Annotated in this window: 15 protein-coding genes; 1 reads left to right on the top strand and 14 read right to left on the bottom strand. The window is 59.8% G+C overall.

What is annotated here, in order from left to right; genetic code table 11:
- Window positions 1-126 precede the first annotated feature (126 nt).
- The 4 genes from dtd to AB4N76_RS15855 form a co-directional block, all read right to left on the bottom strand.
- The gene (gene dtd, locus AB4N76_RS15870; protein ID WP_034148582.1) at window positions 127-564 is read right to left on the bottom strand and encodes a D-aminoacyl-tRNA deacylase; all 438 of its coding nucleotides are present in this window, start codon (window positions 562-564) and stop codon (window positions 127-129) included.
- Window positions 561-1,532: a prolyl aminopeptidase gene (gene pip, locus AB4N76_RS15865; RefSeq protein WP_046031201.1), complete on the bottom strand. Its 972-nt coding sequence runs from the start codon at window positions 1,530-1,532 to the stop codon at window positions 561-563. Before pip ends, dtd begins: the two co-directional genes overlap by 4 nt.
- A gap of 105 nt (window positions 1,533-1,637) precedes the next feature.
- Complete coding sequence (locus AB4N76_RS15860) at window positions 1,638-2,555, bottom strand: alpha/beta hydrolase (protein ID WP_046031202.1); 918 nt, start codon at window positions 2,553-2,555, stop codon at window positions 1,638-1,640.
- Between the two features lie 49 nt (window positions 2,556-2,604).
- Window positions 2,605-3,561, bottom strand: a complete 957-nt coding sequence (locus AB4N76_RS15855; protein WP_046031203.1) for a choline ABC transporter substrate-binding protein — start codon at window positions 3,559-3,561, stop codon at window positions 2,605-2,607.
- Window positions 3,562-3,852: 291 nt separating this feature from the next.
- Here AB4N76_RS15855 and AB4N76_RS15850 point away from each other — a divergent pair, with 291 nt between their 5' ends.
- Window positions 3,853-4,368, top strand: a complete 516-nt coding sequence (locus AB4N76_RS15850; RefSeq protein ID WP_046031204.1) for a hypothetical protein — start codon at window positions 3,853-3,855, stop codon at window positions 4,366-4,368.
- Between the two features lie 109 nt (window positions 4,369-4,477).
- On the opposite strand, the gene hutG is transcribed toward AB4N76_RS15850, so the two are convergent.
- The 10 genes from hutG to hutU form a co-directional block, all read right to left on the bottom strand.
- Window positions 4,478-5,281 (bottom strand): N-formylglutamate deformylase, encoded by an 804-nt coding sequence (gene hutG / locus AB4N76_RS15845; RefSeq protein WP_046031205.1) that lies wholly within the window; start codon window positions 5,279-5,281, stop codon window positions 4,478-4,480.
- A gap of 10 nt (window positions 5,282-5,291) precedes the next feature.
- Window positions 5,292-6,497 carry an imidazolonepropionase gene (hutI, locus tag AB4N76_RS15840; protein ID WP_046031206.1) on the bottom strand — a complete coding sequence of 402 codons (1,206 nt, stop codon included), beginning with the start codon at window positions 6,495-6,497 and terminating at the stop codon, window positions 5,292-5,294.
- Between the two features lie 17 nt (window positions 6,498-6,514).
- Window positions 6,515-7,924, bottom strand: a complete 1,410-nt coding sequence (locus tag AB4N76_RS15835; RefSeq protein WP_046031207.1) for an amino acid permease — start codon at window positions 7,922-7,924, stop codon at window positions 6,515-6,517.
- 110 nt (window positions 7,925-8,034) lie between these two features.
- Window positions 8,035-9,567 (bottom strand): histidine ammonia-lyase, encoded by a 1,533-nt coding sequence (gene hutH / locus AB4N76_RS15830; RefSeq protein ID WP_077432301.1) that lies wholly within the window; start codon window positions 9,565-9,567, stop codon window positions 8,035-8,037.
- 131 nt (window positions 9,568-9,698) lie between these two features.
- Window positions 9,699-11,222 (bottom strand): histidine ammonia-lyase, encoded by a 1,524-nt coding sequence (hutH, locus tag AB4N76_RS15825; RefSeq protein ID WP_046031209.1) that lies wholly within the window; start codon window positions 11,220-11,222, stop codon window positions 9,699-9,701.
- 154 nt (window positions 11,223-11,376) lie between these two features.
- Entirely contained in the window at window positions 11,377-12,207 is an 831-nt protein-coding gene (locus AB4N76_RS15820; RefSeq protein ID WP_052961897.1) for a quaternary amine ABC transporter ATP-binding protein, read from the bottom strand.
- Window positions 12,204-13,055, bottom strand: a complete 852-nt coding sequence (locus AB4N76_RS15815; protein WP_046031210.1) for an ABC transporter permease — start codon at window positions 13,053-13,055, stop codon at window positions 12,204-12,206. The genes AB4N76_RS15820 and AB4N76_RS15815 overlap by 4 nt, the downstream gene beginning before the upstream one ends.
- A gap of 70 nt (window positions 13,056-13,125) precedes the next feature.
- On the bottom strand, window positions 13,126-14,094 hold the full coding sequence (locus tag AB4N76_RS15810; RefSeq protein WP_046031211.1) for an ABC transporter substrate-binding protein: 969 nt from the start codon (window positions 14,092-14,094) through the stop codon (window positions 13,126-13,128).
- A 69-nt stretch (window positions 14,095-14,163) separates the two neighbouring features.
- A complete protein-coding gene (locus AB4N76_RS15805; RefSeq protein ID WP_046031212.1) occupies window positions 14,164-15,633 on the bottom strand; it encodes a purine-cytosine permease family protein in 1,470 nt (489 codons plus the stop codon).
- A gap of 155 nt (window positions 15,634-15,788) precedes the next feature.
- Window positions 15,789-17,456: a urocanate hydratase gene (gene hutU, locus AB4N76_RS15800; RefSeq protein WP_046031213.1), complete on the bottom strand. Its 1,668-nt coding sequence runs from the start codon at window positions 17,454-17,456 to the stop codon at window positions 15,789-15,791.
- Window positions 17,457-17,495 lie beyond the last annotated feature (39 nt).

The following is a 17,495-nucleotide window of genomic DNA, read 5'->3' as shown; positions in this document are numbered from 1 at the left end:
GCCGATCCCCGTAGCGCGCGATTATCTAGTAGGCCGCGTTACAACGCATCAGGCGCAACAAAGTATTTCTCGCGTAAAACGCCTGTTTTCAGTCGAAAAGCCCTTAAAAAGTTGTTTCAAGCGCTTTCAGGTCTGTAACAGGAAGGTGACCGGGCCATCGTTGACCAGGTGCACCTGCATATCCGCGCCGAATCTACCTGATGCCACTGTGCCATGCACCTGTTTCGCTTTGCCTAATAGATAGTCGAAAAGCTCCTCGCCCAAGGCCGGAGGCGCCGCGGTCGAAAAACTCGGGCGCAACCCGCTTTTGGTGTCGGCAGCCAAGGTGAACTGTGAGACCAGCAGCAACCCGCCGCCGACATCCGCCAGGGACAGATTCATCTTGCCCTCGGCGTCGCTGAACACCCGATAGTTAAGCAGCTTATTAAGAAGTTTGTCAGCGCTGGCCCGAGTGTCCTCGGGCTCAACCGCGACCAGCACCAGCAACCCCTGGTCGACCGCTCCCACCACCTCGCCCGCGACCTCGACTCGCGCACCCCGTACGCGCTGGAGCAAACCCTTCATGCTTCTTCAGGCGGCAGGTCGAGCAAGCGGCGCGCCATCTGGTTGGCGGCTCGCACCAGCGCATCAGTGATACCCGGTTCGGAGGCAGCATGGCCGGCGTCCCGGATGACCTGCAATTCACTGTTCGGCCAGTTCTGGTGCAATTCCCAAGCGTTATCCAACGGACAGATCACATCGTAGCGACCGTGAACGATCACGCCGGGCAAATGGGCAATCTTGCCCATGTCACGAATCAACTGGTTAGGCTCAAGGAACGCATTGTTGGTGAAGTAATGACATTCGATGCGAGCAATCGACAATGCACGCTGCGGCTCCGAGAAGCGATCGACCACCAGCGGGTTCGGACGCAGGGTGGCGGTCCGGCCTTCCCAGAGGGACCAGGCCTTGGCCGCGTGCATCTGGGCAATCTGGTCATTGCCGGTCAGGCGCTTGTGGAAAGCGCTGAGCAAATCATCGCGCTCGTCCATCGGGATCGGCGCAACGTAGTCCTGCCAGTAGTCCGGGAACAGACGGCTGGCGCCCGCCTGGTAGAACCACTCGATTTCCTGTGGGCGGCAGAGAAAAATCCCGCGCAGGATCAGACCGTGTACACGCTCTGGGTGGGTTTGCGCGTAGGCCAACGCCAGGGTCGACCCCCAGGAGCCGCCAAACAGCACCCACTTGTCGATGCCCAGATGCTGGCGAATTCGCTCAAGGTCGGCGACCAGATCCCAGGTGGTGTTGTTTTCGAGGCTGGCGTGGGGGGTGGAGCGACCGCAGCCGCGCTGGTCAAAGGTAACGATGCGATACAGGTTTGGATCGAAATACCGACGGCTTTGAGCATCACACCCGGCACCGGGGCCGCCGTGGATAAACACCACCGGTAAACCTTCCGGTGAACCGCTTTCGTCGACGTAGAGGGTGTGGGTGTCATCGACGGCCAGATCGTGCCGGGCGTGGGGTTTGATCTGCGGGTACAAAGTCTGCATTGCGCGCTCCGTAAGGGGTCGAGGTCATCCCTGGGGGGACTTCTATTATTCTGCCGTCCGGCATCATAAACCCGAATTACGTCAATGAGCATGCCCCGTGCAGCGTCACAACCTGTCAGCCAAAAACCCGAGCAGTGTTTCATAGAGCGCATCGACCTCGGCGACTTGAGCGCGCGCGCGCAAACAACCATGAACCAGCCCCTCGCCGTAGTACAGCGTGGTGTCCACACCGGCGGCTTCCAGTTGCTCGGCGTAGAGCACGCCGTCATCGCGCAGCGGATCGAACTGCGCAACGGCGATCAATGCCGGCGGTAGACCGCCGAAGTGTCCGGCGAGCAGTGGCATGGCATAGGCCCCCGGATGTCGGGTGCCATGCAGGTACAGCGCGTGATAACAATCCACATCGCTGCTGCTGAGCAACGGCGCATCGATGCATTCGCCGCGCGATGGCAACTGATCACCGCCACCCAGTCCCGGATAGACCAGAATCTGCGCAGCAGGCAATGGCTCGCGGGCATCCCGCAGCGCCAGACATAATGCAGCGGCCAGGTTGCCGCCCGCGCTGTCCCCCATCACCAGCGTCCGCGCAGGATCAAGCCGGAACGGCCCCGTACGCAACGCCCGCCAGACCTTGATGCAATCATCGAACGCCGCCGGAAACGGATGCTCCGGCGCCAGGCGGTAATCAACCGCGATGACCAATACACCGAGGGTTGATGCGAGCTCGGCGCAGATGAAGTCATGGGAATCCAGATCCCCCACCACCCACCCGCCACCGTGCAGATACACAATGCACGGGCAAGCCTCGGACGACGATGAGGCGTGCGGCTGGTAGGACCTGATAGCCACACCCGCCAGCTCGACATCAAGCACATAAAGCCCTTCAGGACGTGGCGGAGTAAACGCCCGGCACATCTCGCTGTAGGCCCGACGCAAACCCTCGAGGCTGCTGTCGGTGCTGTTGAAGCTGACGGTTTTCTCGACGAATGCCGTCATCTGTTCGGAAAGCGGGTAAGGAGCCATGAGCCTGGTGCCAGTCCGTTCAGCGGTTTAAGGAGAGCAACATTTGAATTCAGTTTTTCAAACTGGCCTGAACGGTGGCAACGCCATCCTTACCATCAAAACTGCTGACACCCGCCAACCAACGCTGCATATCTTCCGGGTGATCACGCAACCACTGCCTGGCGACATCCTGCGGCGTCTTGCGCTCCATGATCGGCACCATCAACTGACTTTCCTGCGAGGCGGTGAAAGTCAGGTTCTCCAGCAGGCGATTTACATTCGGGCAACGTTCAGCGTAATCCGGCGAAGTGACCGTAGAGACCGTCGCCGCACCTTCGTTCGGTCCGTAGACGTCTTCACTGCCGGTCAGGTAATCGATCTTCATGTTGATGTTCATCGGGTGCGGGGTCCAGCCGACGAACACCACGAACTCCTTGCGATTCACTGCGCGCTGTACGGCGGCGAGCATGCCGGCCTCGCCGGATTCAATCAGTTTGAAATCCTTCAAGCCAAAGTGATTGGTCTCGATCATGGTTTTGATCGTGGTGTTGGCGCCGCTGCCGGGCTCGATGCCGTAGATCTTGCCGCCGAGCTGGTCTTTGAATCGGGCGATGTCGGCAAAGGTTTTCAAACCGGCGGCGGCCACGTAGTCCGGGACCGCGAGGGTGGCCTGAGCATCGGCCAGGCTCGGTTTTTCCATGACTTTTACTTGGTTGGCGGCCACGAACGGCGCGATGTTTTTGTCCATCGCCGGTTTCCAGTAACCCAGGAAAATGTCCAGGCGCTTGTCGCGGATGCCGGCGAAGATGATTTGCTGCACGGCGCTGGTTTGCTTGCTTTCGTAGCCCAGGCCATTGAGCAATACATCGGCCATGCCACTGGTGGCGATCACATCGGTCCAGTTGACCACGCCCATGCGCACGGCTTTGCAGGAAGCATCGTCACTGGCCAGGACGCCGGTGCTCAGAAGCGCCGTGCCGCAGAGGATTGAGAGACAGCGGGTGAACAGACCTTTGGGGCTTGTCATAGAGAGCATTCTCGTGCGGCAGCGGATTATTGTGAAGGCCGGTGTCTTTATGCACCGTGCCCGAAACATTACGCAGCGTCGAGAAGGTAAAAGTGAACTGTGGCGACCGAGATTTGCACGGTGGCGACCCTAAGCCCGCTATTGCAGCACCGGCAAGTCTATACGTCATAGCCAAAACGAATAAAAAACTGTCAATTATCCCAGTAGCCCTCAACTACTCACTGCTATTGAATGACAGATGTAGTTACCCATCCAGACTGGATACGAAAAGTAAAGACAAGGAGTTCGATCATGACGACTGACTCAATTAAATCCTCGGAAGGTACTTTCAAGGCCACACTTATATTCAAGAACAGTACAGAGGTCTTTCAAGCCAACCGTGTAAGAATGCACGAAATCATTTCAGATTCAGGGAGTAAATATCTGGCAATCAAGGGTTTTCAGGACACCATAAATAAAACGACAAAAACCAAAGAGATCAACTCTATTCAGTTCTTCTTGGACATAAAAATCAACCAGGGCTTGCTCGAACTGTCCCGCCCATTGACGCTGCCACAGATAAGCATCAATAGCGCCGGCTATTACAAATTGGAGGACAGCCCTGATGACGACGACGATGAAGTTGATACAGCCTATGCGTTCCCTTGCATAATAGGAAAAATTGACTATGCGAACAGTCCTGCACACGATCATGCATCCGCAACTTTTAATTTCACCGTTGAGGCCCCCAACGGTGAAAAATTCGACATCAAAGGCGGTTTTGACGTCTACAACCTTGAAGCTCTAGTAGATGTAAGAACCCTTTAAACCCCACACAATCTCCTCTCCGCTTTTAATCCGGGTGAAATGGAGACCAAAACAAAGAAGCCGCCAGGGTTAAGGAGAGCGAGATCCTCTTTAATCAAACTTAAAACTTTTATTTACCAAAGGTATGCTGGCCCCAATCCAGCAATCCTTGCAGCAACTCTTTGAGCACCACTTGCGTTGGCTCCGCCAAGTCCGGCCGGTAGCGGAACGGCTCGAACTCTTCCATGTACGTGCACTGGCCCAACTCCAGTTGCACGGCATGGATATTCTCGGCCGGATTGCCGTAATGCCGGGTGATGTGGCCGCCCTTGAAGCGGCCGTTCAGCACATGGCTGTAATCGCCGTGGCGCGCGCAAATGGCTTCCAGTTGAGTGGCCAACTCAGGATCGCAACTGGCGCCATTGAAGGTGCCGAGGTTGAAGTCCGGCAGCTTGCCGTCGAACAAGTGCGGGATGATCGAGCGGATCGAGTGCGCGTCGAACAGCAACGCATAACCGAACTCGGCTTTCAGCCGTGCCAGCTCGTTTTGCAATGTCGTGTGATACGGCGTCCAGATCTGTTCCAGCCAGGTCGTGCGCTCTTCTTTCGACGGTTCCAGGCCTTCGCGGAACAAGGGAATGCCATCGAACAGCGTCGCCGGGTACAGGCCCGTGGTCGCGCCGACATACAAAGGCTTGTCGTCGGAGGGACGGTTCAGGTCGATGACAAACCGCGAGTACTCGGCGGCCAGGGTGCTGGCGCCCAGTTCCGTGGCAAATTCATAAAGCTTCGGGATGTGCCAGTCGGTATCCGGCAGACTGCGGGCGTCGGGAATCAACCCGGCTTCGACCGCCGGGGTCAGGCGCACGCCCGCGTGAGGCATGCTGATCAGCAGCGGCACACGGCCTTGTTTGAAGTTCAGAACTTTATCCACAACTGTTCTCCTAAACACTTGTCTCGACGCCGTGACGCACGACGCGTTTTTCCAGGTCACCGCCCAGCCAGTACGACAGATCGGCCGGACGATCGATTTGCCAGGCGACAAAGTCCGCGACTTTTCCGGCTTCCAGCGAGCCGTGGGTATCGGCCATGCCCAGCGCGGTGGCGGCATGAATCGTCGCGCCCGCCAGCGCCTCTTCCGGGGTCATGCGGAAACAGGTGCAGGCCATGTTCAGCATCAAGCGCAACGACAGCGCAGGCGAGGTGCCCGGGTTGAGGTCGCTGGCGATGGCTATTTTCACACCGTGCTTGCGCAGCGCGTCCATCGGCGGCAACTGGGTTTCCCGCAGGAAGTAGAATGCGCCCGGCAGCAGCACCGCGACGGTTCCGGACTTGGCCATGGCGATGGCATCGTCCTCGGTCATGAATTCCAGATGATCGGCCGACAGTGCGTGATAACGCGCCGCCAGGCTCGAACCGTGCAGCGACGACAGTTGCTCGGCGTGCAGCTTCACCGGCAAACCGAGTTCCTGTGCGGTGATGAACACTCGCTCGACCTGCGCCGGCGAGAACGCCAGGTATTCGCAGAATGCGTCCACCGCATCCACCAACCCTTCGGCGGCCAGGGCCGGGAGCATTTCGGCGCAGATGTGATCGATGTAGTCGTCGGCGCGGTCGGCGTATTCCGGCGGCAACGCGTGAGCGGCCAGGCACGTGCTGCGCACGCTGATCGGCAATTCGGTGCCGAGGCGGCGAATGACTCGAAGGATCTTGCGCTCGCTGGCCAGGTCGAGGCCGTAGCCGGATTTCATTTCGACCGTGGTCACGCCATCACGCATCAGGCTTTTAAGACGCTTGGCGGCGCTGGCGAACAGCTCGTCTTCAGAGGCTGCGCGGGTCGCGCGTACGGTGCTGGCGATGCCACCACCGGCCGCTGCGATTTCTGCGTAGCTGACGCCTTGCAGGCGCTGTTCGAATTCGCCGCTACGATTACCGCCAAACACCGTGTGGGTGTGGCAGTCGATCAGACCCGGCGTTACCCAGGCCCCTTGCAAATCGTTGACGGCCGGGTACTCGCCCGCCGGCAGGTCAGCGCGCGGGCCGATCCACTCAATGAGCGCACCTGACGTCACGATGGCCGCGTCCTCGATAATCGAGTAGACGCCTTGTGCCATGGTTGCGACGTGGCAGTGTTGCCAGAGAGTTTTCATCCGTGGCCTCCGTTAGGTTATTGATGTGAAAAAGAAGGTTCCTGCTCTACCAGTGCCGCCTGGCCCGCCGCCGGTTTCACCCACGTCAGGTAGGCCAGCACCAGCAGCACGATCCAGACCACACCGACGATCAGCGCCGCCTGGGTGTCCGGGAAATAACCCAGCACGCCGAAAATGAACAGCATGAAGGCAATCGCCGCCATCGGCGCATAGGGCCAGAACGGTACAGGGAACTTCAGTTGTGCGACCTGCTCGGCACTCATGGAACGACGCATGGCCACCTGGGTACACAGAATCATCAGCCAGACCCATACCGTGGCAAAGGTCGCGATGGAGGCGATCAACAGAAACACGTTTTCCGGAATCAGGTAGTTCAACAGCACACCCAGCAGCAGCGCGGCACTCATCACCACCACGGTCATCCATGGCACGCCATTACGCGACAAACGGGCGAAGCCCTTAGGTGCGTGCCCTTGCTGGGCCAGACCGTACATCATGCGGCCAGCGCCGAAGATGTCGCTGTTGATGGCCGAGATCGCTGCCGAGATCACCACAATATTGAGGATGGTCGCCGCCGAGCTGATGCCCAGATTGTCGAAAATCTGCACGAACGGACTGCCCTGGCTGCCGATCTGCTGCCATGGAAAGATCGACATCAGTACGAACATGGTCAGCACATAGAACAGCAAAATACGCAACGGTACGGCATTGATCGCTCTAGGCAGCACATGCTGCGGATCTTTGGCCTCACCGGCGGTCACGCCGATGATTTCAATCCCGCCGAATGCGAACATCACCACCGCGAACGAAGCGATCAGGCCACCCACGCCATTGGGCATGAAACCGCCATGGCTCCAGAGGTTGCTGATATCGGTCGCTTGGGCGCCGGGCGCCGTGCTGATGCCGAACAGCATGATGCCGAAGCCACCCAGAATCATCGCGACGATGGCTGCGACCTTGATCAGTGACAGCCAGAACTCCATTTCACCGAAGACCTTGACGTTACACAGGTTCAAGCCGCCGACCACCGAAACGATGCCCAGCACCCAGATCCAGCGGGAGACTTCCGGGAACCAGAAGCCCATGTAAATACCGAACGCGGTGACGTCGGCCATGCCGACGATGACCATTTCGAACGCGTAGGTCCAACCGAGGATGAAGCCCGCCATCGGCCCCAGATAGGTGCTGGCGTACTGACCGAAAGAGCCGGCCACCGGGTTGTGCACTGCCATCTCACCGAGGGCGCGCATGACCATGAACACAGCTGCGCCACCGATCAGGTAGGCGAGCAATACCGCGGGGCCGGCCATTTGAATGGCCGAGGCAGAACCGTAAAACAGCCCGGTGCCGATCGCCGACCCCAGCGCCATGAAGCGAATATGTCGGGCAGAAAGCCCGCGTTTCAAACCTTTTGCTGGCTGTTGCATTTCTCGTCCTTAATTATTCTTATTCGACGCAAAATCGAATCGCGAGCAGGCTCGCTCCCACAGGGTTTACACAATCCACTGTGGGAGCGAGCCTGCTCGCGAATAGGCCATTACAGGCTCGGCAGCAACTTCGCCATTACCAGCTCGTTCAGGCAACGCGAGGCCAACAACTCAGTCGCCGCATTGATGTCCGGCGCAAAGAAACGGTCCTTCTCATAGAACGGCACTTCCTTACGCAGGATGGCACGGGCCTTTTCCAGTTTTGCCGAGCTCTTCAGGCCTTCGCGCAAGTCCAGGCCTTGAGCCGCCGCCAACCATTCCACGGCCAGAACACCGCGGGTGTTTTCCGCCATTTCCCACAGGCGCTTGCCTGCAGCCGGGGCCATGGACACGTGGTCTTCCTGGTTCGCCGACGTCGGCAGGCTGTCTACCGAATGCGGATGTGACAGGGCCTTGTTCTCGCTGGCCAATGCGGCAGCGGTCACTTGGGCGATCATGAAGCCAGAGTTCACGCCGCCGTTTGCCACCAGGAATGGCGGCAGTTGCGACATGTGCTTGTCCATCATCAGCGAGATACGGCGCTCGCTCAGAGAACCGATTTCAGCGATGGCCAGCGCCATGTTGTCAGCGGCCATGGCCACGGGTTCGGCGTGGAAGTTACCGCCGGAAATCACATCGCCTTCAGCGGCGAATACCAGCGGGTTATCGGAGACGGCGTTGGCCTCGATAGCGAGCACTTCAGCGGCTTGACGGAACTGAGTCAGGCAGGCGCCCATGACTTGTGGCTGGCAGCGCAGGGAGTACGGGTCCTGGACCTTTTCGCAGTTTTCGTGCGAGTCGGACACTTCACTGCGCTCGCCCAGCAGGTCACGGTAAGCGGCAGCGGCGTCGATCTGGCCTTTCTGGCCACGGGCGGCATGGATGCGCGCGTCGAACGGCGAGCGCGAGCCCAACACCGCTTCAACGGTCAGCGCGCCCAGCGCGACAGCGCCAGCGAACAGGTCTTCGCCTTCGAACAAACCGCGCAGTGCATAAGCGGTCGACACCTGAGTGCCGTTGAGCAGCGCCAGGCCTTCTTTCGCGGCCAGGGTCAGCGGCGTCAGGCCGGCGACTTTCAGCGCTTCGGTCGCCTCCATCCACTCGCCCTTGTAGCGCGCCTTGCCTTCACCCAGCAGCACCAGCGACATATGGGCCAACGGCGCCAAATCGCCGGAAGCACCGACCGAGCCTTTCAATGGAATGTGCGGGTAAACCTCAGCGTTGATCAGGGCGATCAGCGCGTCGATGACCACGCGACGGATACCGGAGAAACCACGGCTCAGGCTGTTGACCTTGAGCACCATGACCAGTCGCACCAAGGCGTCGCTGATCGGCTCGCCGACACCGGCGGCGTGAGACAACACCAGCGAGCGCTGAAGGTTTTCCAGGTCTTCGCTGGCGATGCGGGTCGAGGCCAGCAGGCCGAAACCGGTGTTGATGCCATAGGCGGTGCGGTTCTCGGCGAGGATCTGTTCCACGCAGGCAACGCTGGCTTCAATTTGTGCCGAGGCGCTGTTGTCGAGGGTCAATTTCACCGGCTGCTGATAGACATCACGCAGTTGGGCGAGGCTCAGTTGGCCGGGAATCAGGTTTAGCGCAGTCATTTTGTGCTCCTTTTGAGAGTTGTAAATGCTCTCTATTTAGAGAGGCAGACCAGACGCTCCGGAAATGTCCGTTGTCCGTCGCGTCTGCCTCTTGGGGAGACGCGCCTTGGCACGCTGGTTTTATTGGGAAATCAGTTCAGATTCGGTAAAGCCTTTTGCAGCGAAGTCGGGTCTTTGAGCACACCGGCAGCGGCGGCAATATCCGGTGCCAGCCAGCGATCCTGATCGTAGGCAGGAACGCGCTCACGCAGCAGGCGCCACGCCGCATCGGTGCCGGCGCCAAAGCGCTGTTCTTTCAGGAACTCGAACGCCTGAGCGGCGAGCAAGTACTCGATGGCGAGGATCTGCGTGCAGTTTTCCAGTGCGCGGTGCAGCTTCAGCGCGGCGTTGGTGCCCAGGCTCAGGTGGTCTTCCTGAAGGCCCGACGTGACGTAGTTGTCGAGCACCGCCGGTTGCGCCAATTGGCGGTTTTCCGCGCACAGGGACGCGGCGACGTACTGGACGATCATCATCCCGGAGTTCACCCCCGGGTTGGCCACCAGAAATGCCGGCAGACCACTGACGTGAGGGTTGATCAAGCGGTCCAGGCGACGCTCGGCGATGGAGCCGATTTCGGCCATGGCGATGGCCAGCAGGTCTGCTGCCAATGCCACGGACTGACCGTGCGGGTTGGCCTGGGACACCACGCGGTAGTTGTCCGGCGTGCCCAGCACCAGCGGGTTGTCGGTGGCGCTGTTGAGTTCGGTTTCGATCTGTCGGGTCGCGTGAACCAGCTGATCGCGCGCCGCGCCGTGAACCTGCGGGATCGAACGAATGCTCAAGGCATCCTGGGTGCGAATGCCCTTGCTGCTGGCGATCACTTCGCTACCGTCGAGCACCGCACGCAGATTGATCCCCACTTGCTGCATGCCCGGGTGCGGCTTGAGTGCAATGATCTCGGCATCGAACGCATCGATCTGACCGCGCAGGGCCTCGAAACTCATGGCACCGATCACGTCGGCCCATTGCAGCAGGCGCGTGGCATCGGCAATGGCCAGGCAGCTCAGGCCGGTCATGCACGGCGTGCCGTTGACCAGGCACAAACCGTCCTTGGCGCCGAGCTTGACCGGTTGCAGGCCTTCTTCGGCCAGGGCTTGCTGAGCGGAAACGACCTGCCCGCGATAGCTGACATTGCCGACACCCAGCAGCGCAATGCCGATGTGCGCCATGTGGGTCAGGTAGCCGACGGACCCTTGGGACGGCACCTGCGGGGTGATGCCACGGTTGAGCAGCGCCAGCAGGGCTTCGACCACCTGGCGGTGCAGGCCGGATTTGCCGTGGCTGTAGTTGACGACTGCGGCGCACATGATGGCGCGAGTCTGTTCGTTGGACAGCGGCGCACCCACGCCACAGGCGTGGCTGAGCAAGGTATTGCGCGACAACTGGCTGAGTTGTTCATCCGCCAGCGAGACGTTGCACAACGCCCCCAGCCCGGTGTTGATGCCGTAAGCGCGCTCACCGCTGGTGACGATACGCTGGACGATGCCTTGCGCGTTTTCAATCCGTGCCCAGACCTGCGCCGACAGCTCAAGCTGCGCGCCATCACGGGCGACGGCCACCACATCCTGCCAACGCACGGGGGCATCGGCGATAACGATTTTTTCAGCCTGGGACATCTTCAACCTCGTGCGTACAACCTGAATATTGATGCAGCTTCACCGGCCTCATCGCGGGCAAGCCCGGCTCCCACAGTGGAACTCTGGTGTTCACAAAAACCCTGTGCGAGCGGGCTTGCCCGCGATAGGGCCGGCACAGCCACCACAAACCCTCTTAAACCACCGCCGCCCGCCGTTGCACAAACCGGTCGACATACTCATCCGCCGGCGAATGCAGGATCTCTCTCGGGGTGCCGACCTGGATCAAGCGGCCGTCCTTGAGGATCGCGATGCGGTTGCCGATGCGCACAGCCTCGTCGAGGTCGTGGGTGATGAAGACGATGGTCTTGTGCAGGGTCTTTTGCAGCTCCAGCAACTGGTCCTGCATCTCGGCGCGGATCAGCGGGTCGAGGGCGCTGAACGCTTCGTCCATCAGGATGATGTCGGTGTCCGCCGCCAGGGCACGGGCCAGGCCCACACGCTGGCGCATACCGCCGGAAAGCTGATGCGGGTATTTGTTTTCGTAGCCCTTGAGGCCCACGGTGTTGATCCAGTGCAGCGCACGCTCGGCGCACATGGCTTTGCTCTCGCCACGAATTTTCAAGCCGTAGGCGACGTTGTCCAGCACGCTCTTGTGCGGCAACAGGCCGAAGCTCTGGAACACCATGCTGATCTTGCGTCGACGAAATTCGCGCAGGGCTTCCATGTCGTATTGCAGGATGTCCACGCCATCCACCAGGATCGCGCCGCTGGTCGGGTCGATCAGGCGATTGAAGTGGCGTACCAAAGTCGACTTGCCGGAGCCCGACAGGCCCATGATCACGAAGATCTCGCCGCTGCCGATGCTCAGCGACAGATCGTTCACGCCGACCACGCAGCCGGTTTCGGCCAGCACCTGGTCCTTGGTTTTGCCCTGGCCAATCATCGCCAGTGCATCTTTGGAACGGTTGCCAAAAATCTTGAAGACGTTTTTGACTTCGATCTTGCTTACGGTCGCGTTGTTCATTTGCTCACCTCATGCCGGGCCCGACCGTACGCCTGTGTAATGCGGTCGATCACCACAGCCAGAATCACGATCGCCAGACCGGCTTCCAGCCCACGTCCGACGTTGAGGGTCTGAATCCCCACCAGCACGTCTTCACCCAAGCCACGGGCACCGATCATCGAAGCAATGACCACCATCGACAGGGCCATCATGGTGGTCTGGTTGATCCCGGCCATGATGCTCGGCAGGGCTAGCGGCAGTTGCACGCCAAACAGTTGCTGCCAGCGGTTGGCACCGAAGGCGTTGATCGCCTCCATCACTTCACCGTCGACCTGGCGAATGCCCAGATCGGTCAAGCGGATCAGCGGTGGCGCGGCGTAAATCACGGTGGCGAAAATCGCCGGCACCTTGCCCAGGCCGAACAGCATCAGCACCGGGATCAGGTACACGAAACTCGGCATGGTTTGCATGATGTCGAGCAACGGCATCAGCACCGAACGCAGGCGATTGCTGCGCGCCGAGAGAATGCCCAACGGAATGCCGATCAGCACCGAAATGATCGTCGCCACCATCATCAACGCGAGGGTTTGCATCAGCTTGTCCCAGAGGCCGACGGCACCCACCAGGAACAACAAGCCGACGATCACGGCCGTGGTCACGACTTTGCGGGTCGCGTGCCAGGCAACGCCCGCGACGATGGCCAACATCAGCCACCAGGGCGCCGCGCGCAGCAGCCCTTCAAGATTGACGATGGCCCACAGCAGGGTGTCAGAGATCTGCCGGAACACGTCGCCGTAGTTGGTGACCAACGAGTCGACCCAACCGTTGACCCAGTCGGCGATGGAAAAGGTAAAGCTTTCGGGAAACATAAGAGACTCTCAATCAAGGGGTTGCGATCAAGCGTCCGACTGCCGCTACCGGCAGTCGGAGAGGCCCAACCTACAAGGCCGCGTCGATTTTCTTGGCTGCGTCTTCGCTCACCCATGCGTGCCAGACTTCAGGATGTTCCTTCAAGAAGATCTTGGCCAGTTTTGGCGACTCGATCCGCTCTTTGGTCATGCGCCCAAGGTTCTGGTTGAGGATGTCGATCGGCACATTGACTTTTTCCAGTACAGCCACCAGTTCCGGGGCTTGTTCGTGGAACGTCTTGGACAGGCCGACCTTGATATCCACGGTCTTGTTCACGCCTGGCTTCTCTTCGAGTTTCACCACATCGACCTGGCCCATCAGCGGGGTTGGCGACCAGTAGTAGAACAGGATCGGCTCGCCACGCTTGTAGCTCGACAGCACGGCGGCATCCAGCGCCGGGCCGGTGCCTGGGCGGAAGTTGGTGTAGGTGCTTTCCAGACCGTAGCTTTTCAGCATTTCGCTGTTGTCCAGCTCACAGGTCCAGCCTGCCGGGCAATTGTAGAAACGGCCTTTGGACGGCTCTTCAGCGTCTTTGAAGATCGCCGAGTATTTGCCCAGGTCAGCAATGTTTTTCAGGTCCGGGGCTTTAGGTTCCAGTTTGCGCTTGGCGTCGCCTTCGATCACGTAGCGCGGCACGTACCAGCCTTCAACCGCGCCAACAACCGGAGCGCCGACACCGACGACTTTGCCGGCCTTCTCGGCCTTGTTCCAGACTTCGCTGCGGCCGACCCACTCTTCGGCAAACACTTGAATGTCGTTGCTGCTCAGGGCGTTTTCCATGGTGATGGAGTTGCCCGGCAGGCTGTCGGTCTTGCAGTCGTAGCCTTTCTCCAACACGACTTGCAGCACGTCGGTCAGCAGCATGGCGCTTTCCCAGTTCAGGCCGGCAAATTTCACCGGTTTGCCCGACTCGCACCAACCGGCTGCCTGAGTGGCGCCGGCACTGGCCAGCAGGCCCATGGAAAGCAATGTGGTCAGCAGGGTCTTGTTCGATTTCATTGTTGTGACGCTCCTAATCATGAATTGGCTTACGGCAGTCAAGAGGCATCCAGCCCTGTCCACGTCCAATCAGGCCTGCGCCGAAGCGCGACCAACATTCAGCTTTTGTTCAGTGATCGCGTCCTGCTCGACCGGCAGGATCAAACGATCAGGCACTGTGCCGTGCCATTTTTTTGCGCACACGTAATACAGGGCGGCGGGAATCACCAGACCGATGATCCAGGAAATATCCACATCACCCAGGGCCGCCACCAGCGGACCGGTATAGAACTTGGTGGAAATGAACGGCAGTTGAACCAGCACACCGAAGACATAAATGCTGATACCGAGGACGTTCCAACGACCATAGCGACCGTTCGGATCGGCCAGCGCCGGCACGTCATAGCGCTCGCGGGTGATGCAGTAGTAGTCCACCAGGTTGATCGCGCTCCATGGCGTAAAGAACGCCAGCAGGAACAGGATGAAGGACTTGAACGCACCGAGGAACGAGTGCTGGCCGAGCAACGCCATCAGGGTCGCAGCCCCGACGATGACCAGCACGAACACCAGACGCTGCAAGCGCGATACCTTCAGGTCACCACGGAACCCGCTGATGATGGTCGCAATGCACATGAAGCTGCCGTAGGAGTTCAGCGTGGAGATGGTGACTTTGCCGAACGCAATGCTGAAGTACAGCAGCGCAGCGGTGGCACCGGTACCACCCAGACCCACAATGTAGGCCACTTCGTGGCCGGCGAATTGTCCGTTGGCCGAAGCGGCGGCGAACACGCCGAGGACCATCGCCACCTGTGCACCAATCACCGAACCGGCGCCTGCGGCGAAAAAGGTTTTCACCGAGGAAGTCTTGCTCGGCAGGTAGCGCGAATAGTCAGCCACGTACGGGCCAAAGGCGATCTGCCAGGACGCCGCGAGCGACACCGCTAGCAAGAAGCTGCTCCAACTGAAGTGGCGGATTTGCAACAGCGCGCCGACGTCAGTCTGGCTCATCAGACGGCTGAACAGATAAACAAAGGCAATCACGCCAATGACACTGGCGACACGGCCAATCCAATGGATCACCCGATAACCAAGCACCGTGACCAGCACGATGACACTGGCGAAAATGAGGATACCGACGGTATCGCTGACACCAAACAACTGGCCCAGCGCCTGGCCGGAAAGTACGGTTCCCGTTGCGGTGAAACCGAGATACATCAAGCAGACCAATACGATCGGGATGGCCGCGCCATAAACACCGAACTGCACACGACTGGAGATCATCTGCGGCAGGCCAAGCTTGGGGCCTTGCGCGGCATGCAGCGCCATCACACCACCGCCGAGCAGTTGACCGATCAACAGACCGATCAACGACCAGAACACGTCACCGCCAAGGACCACGGCCAATGCGCCGGTGACAATCGCGGTGATTTGCAGGTTGGCACCCATCCACAGGGTGAACTGACTCAACAGACGACCGTGTCTTTCCGCTTCCGGGATGTAGTCGATCGAGCGTTTCTCGATCAACGGTTTGTTACCTGCACGCTCGCTGTTAACAGCCATGGTTCAACCTCTGTGGATTGTTATTCTGGTTTCACTCAATCTCTGTAGCAGCTGCCGAAGGCGGCGTCGGGTTGCGAAGCGACCCCGGCATTCCAACGCGGAACGAAGGTCCTTCGGCCCTTAACGCAGCCTGCGGCAGCTGCTACATGGCTTGTTTATTTGCCGGTGATCATCGGCAGGTTCAGCCCTTGTTCCTTCGCGCAGTCGATGGCGATCTGGTAGCCCGCATCGGCGTGACGCATAACGCCGGTAGCCGGGTCGTTGTGCAGGACGCGAGCGATACGCTCGGCCGCTTCGTCAGTACCGTCGCAGACAATCACCATGCCCGAGTGCTGGGAGAAGCCCATGCCGACGCCGCCGCCGTGGTGCAGGGAAACCCAGGTCGCGCCGCTCGCGGTGTTGAGCAGAGCGTTGAGCAGTGGCCAGTCGGACACGGCGTCGGAACCGTCCTGCATGGATTCGGTTTCGCGGTTCGGGCTGGCTACCGAGCCGGAGTCCAGGTGGTCGCGACCGATGACGATAGGCGCGGACAATTCACCGCTGCGTACCATTTCGTTGAACGCCAGACCCAGCTTGGCGCGCAGGCCCAGGCCAACCCAGCAGATACGGGCCGGCAGACCCTGGAAGCTGATGCGCTCGCGGGCCATGTCCAGCCAGTTGTGCAGGTGGGCGTCGTCCGGGATCAGCTCTTTGACCTTGGCGTCGGTCTTGTAGATGTCTTCAGCGTTGCCCGACAGTGCAGCCCAACGGAATGGGCCGATGCCGCGGCAGAACAGTGGACGGATGTAAGCCGGTACGAAGCCTGGGAAGTCGAATGCGTTTTCCACGCCTTCTTCCTGCGCCATCTGACGGATGTTGTTGCCGTAGTCGAAAGTCGGGATGCCCATTTTCTGGAAATCCAGCATCGCTTTAACGTGCACGGCCATCGATTGCTTGGCGGCTTTGACCACAGCAGCAGGCTCGGTCTGGGCGCGAGCGCGGTACTCTTCCCAGGTCCAGCCGGCTGGCAGGTAACCGTTGAGCGGGTCGTGGGCGCTGGTCTGGTCGGTGACCATGTCCGGGCGTACGCCACGACGAACCAGTTCCGGCAGGATTTCAGCCGCGTTACCCAGCAGCGCGATGGAAATCGCCTTGCCTTCTTTGGTGTATTTGGCGATGCGGGCCAGCGCGTCGTCGAGGTCTTTGGCTTGCTCGTCGACGTAGCGGCTGTTCAGGCGAAAATCGATGCTGACCTGCTGGCATTCGATGTTCAGCGAGCAGGCACCGGCCAGGGTCGCGGCCAGCGGTTGGGCACCGCCCATGCCACCGAGGCCTGCGGTCAGGACCCAACGACCTTTCAGGTCATCGTTGTAGTGCTGACGACCGGCTTCGACGAAGGTTTCGTAGGTGCCTTGAACGATGCCCTGGCTACCGATGTAGATCCAGCTGCCGGCGGTCATCTGGCCGTACATGGCCAGGCCTTTGGCGTCCAGTTCGTTGAAGTGCTCCCAGCTTGCCCAGTGTGGAACCAGGTTGGAGTTGGCGATCAGAACACGCGGTGCGTTGCTGTGGGTCTTGAACACGCCGACCGGCTTGCCGGATTGCACCAGCAGGGTCTCGTCGTCGTTCAGATTGGTCAGGCTTTCAACGATCTTGTCGTAGCATTCCCAGTTACGTGCCGCACGACCGATACCACCGTAAACCACCAGTTCTTTAGGGTTCTCGGCGACTTCCGGGTCGAGGTTGTTCATCAGCATGCGCAGTGGCGCTTCGGTCAGCCAGCTCTTGGCGGTCAGCTTGTTACCGCGGGCAGCGCGGATTTCAACGTCACGAAATTTAGTCACGAAAAAAACTCCTCAGCAATCAATCCAAAACCAACCCAG

It is taken from the genome of Pseudomonas sp. S2_F03, from assembly GCF_054668335.1.
The sequence above is the reverse complement of the archived record's forward strand: the minus strand, read 5'-3'. Positions and strand labels throughout refer to the sequence as shown.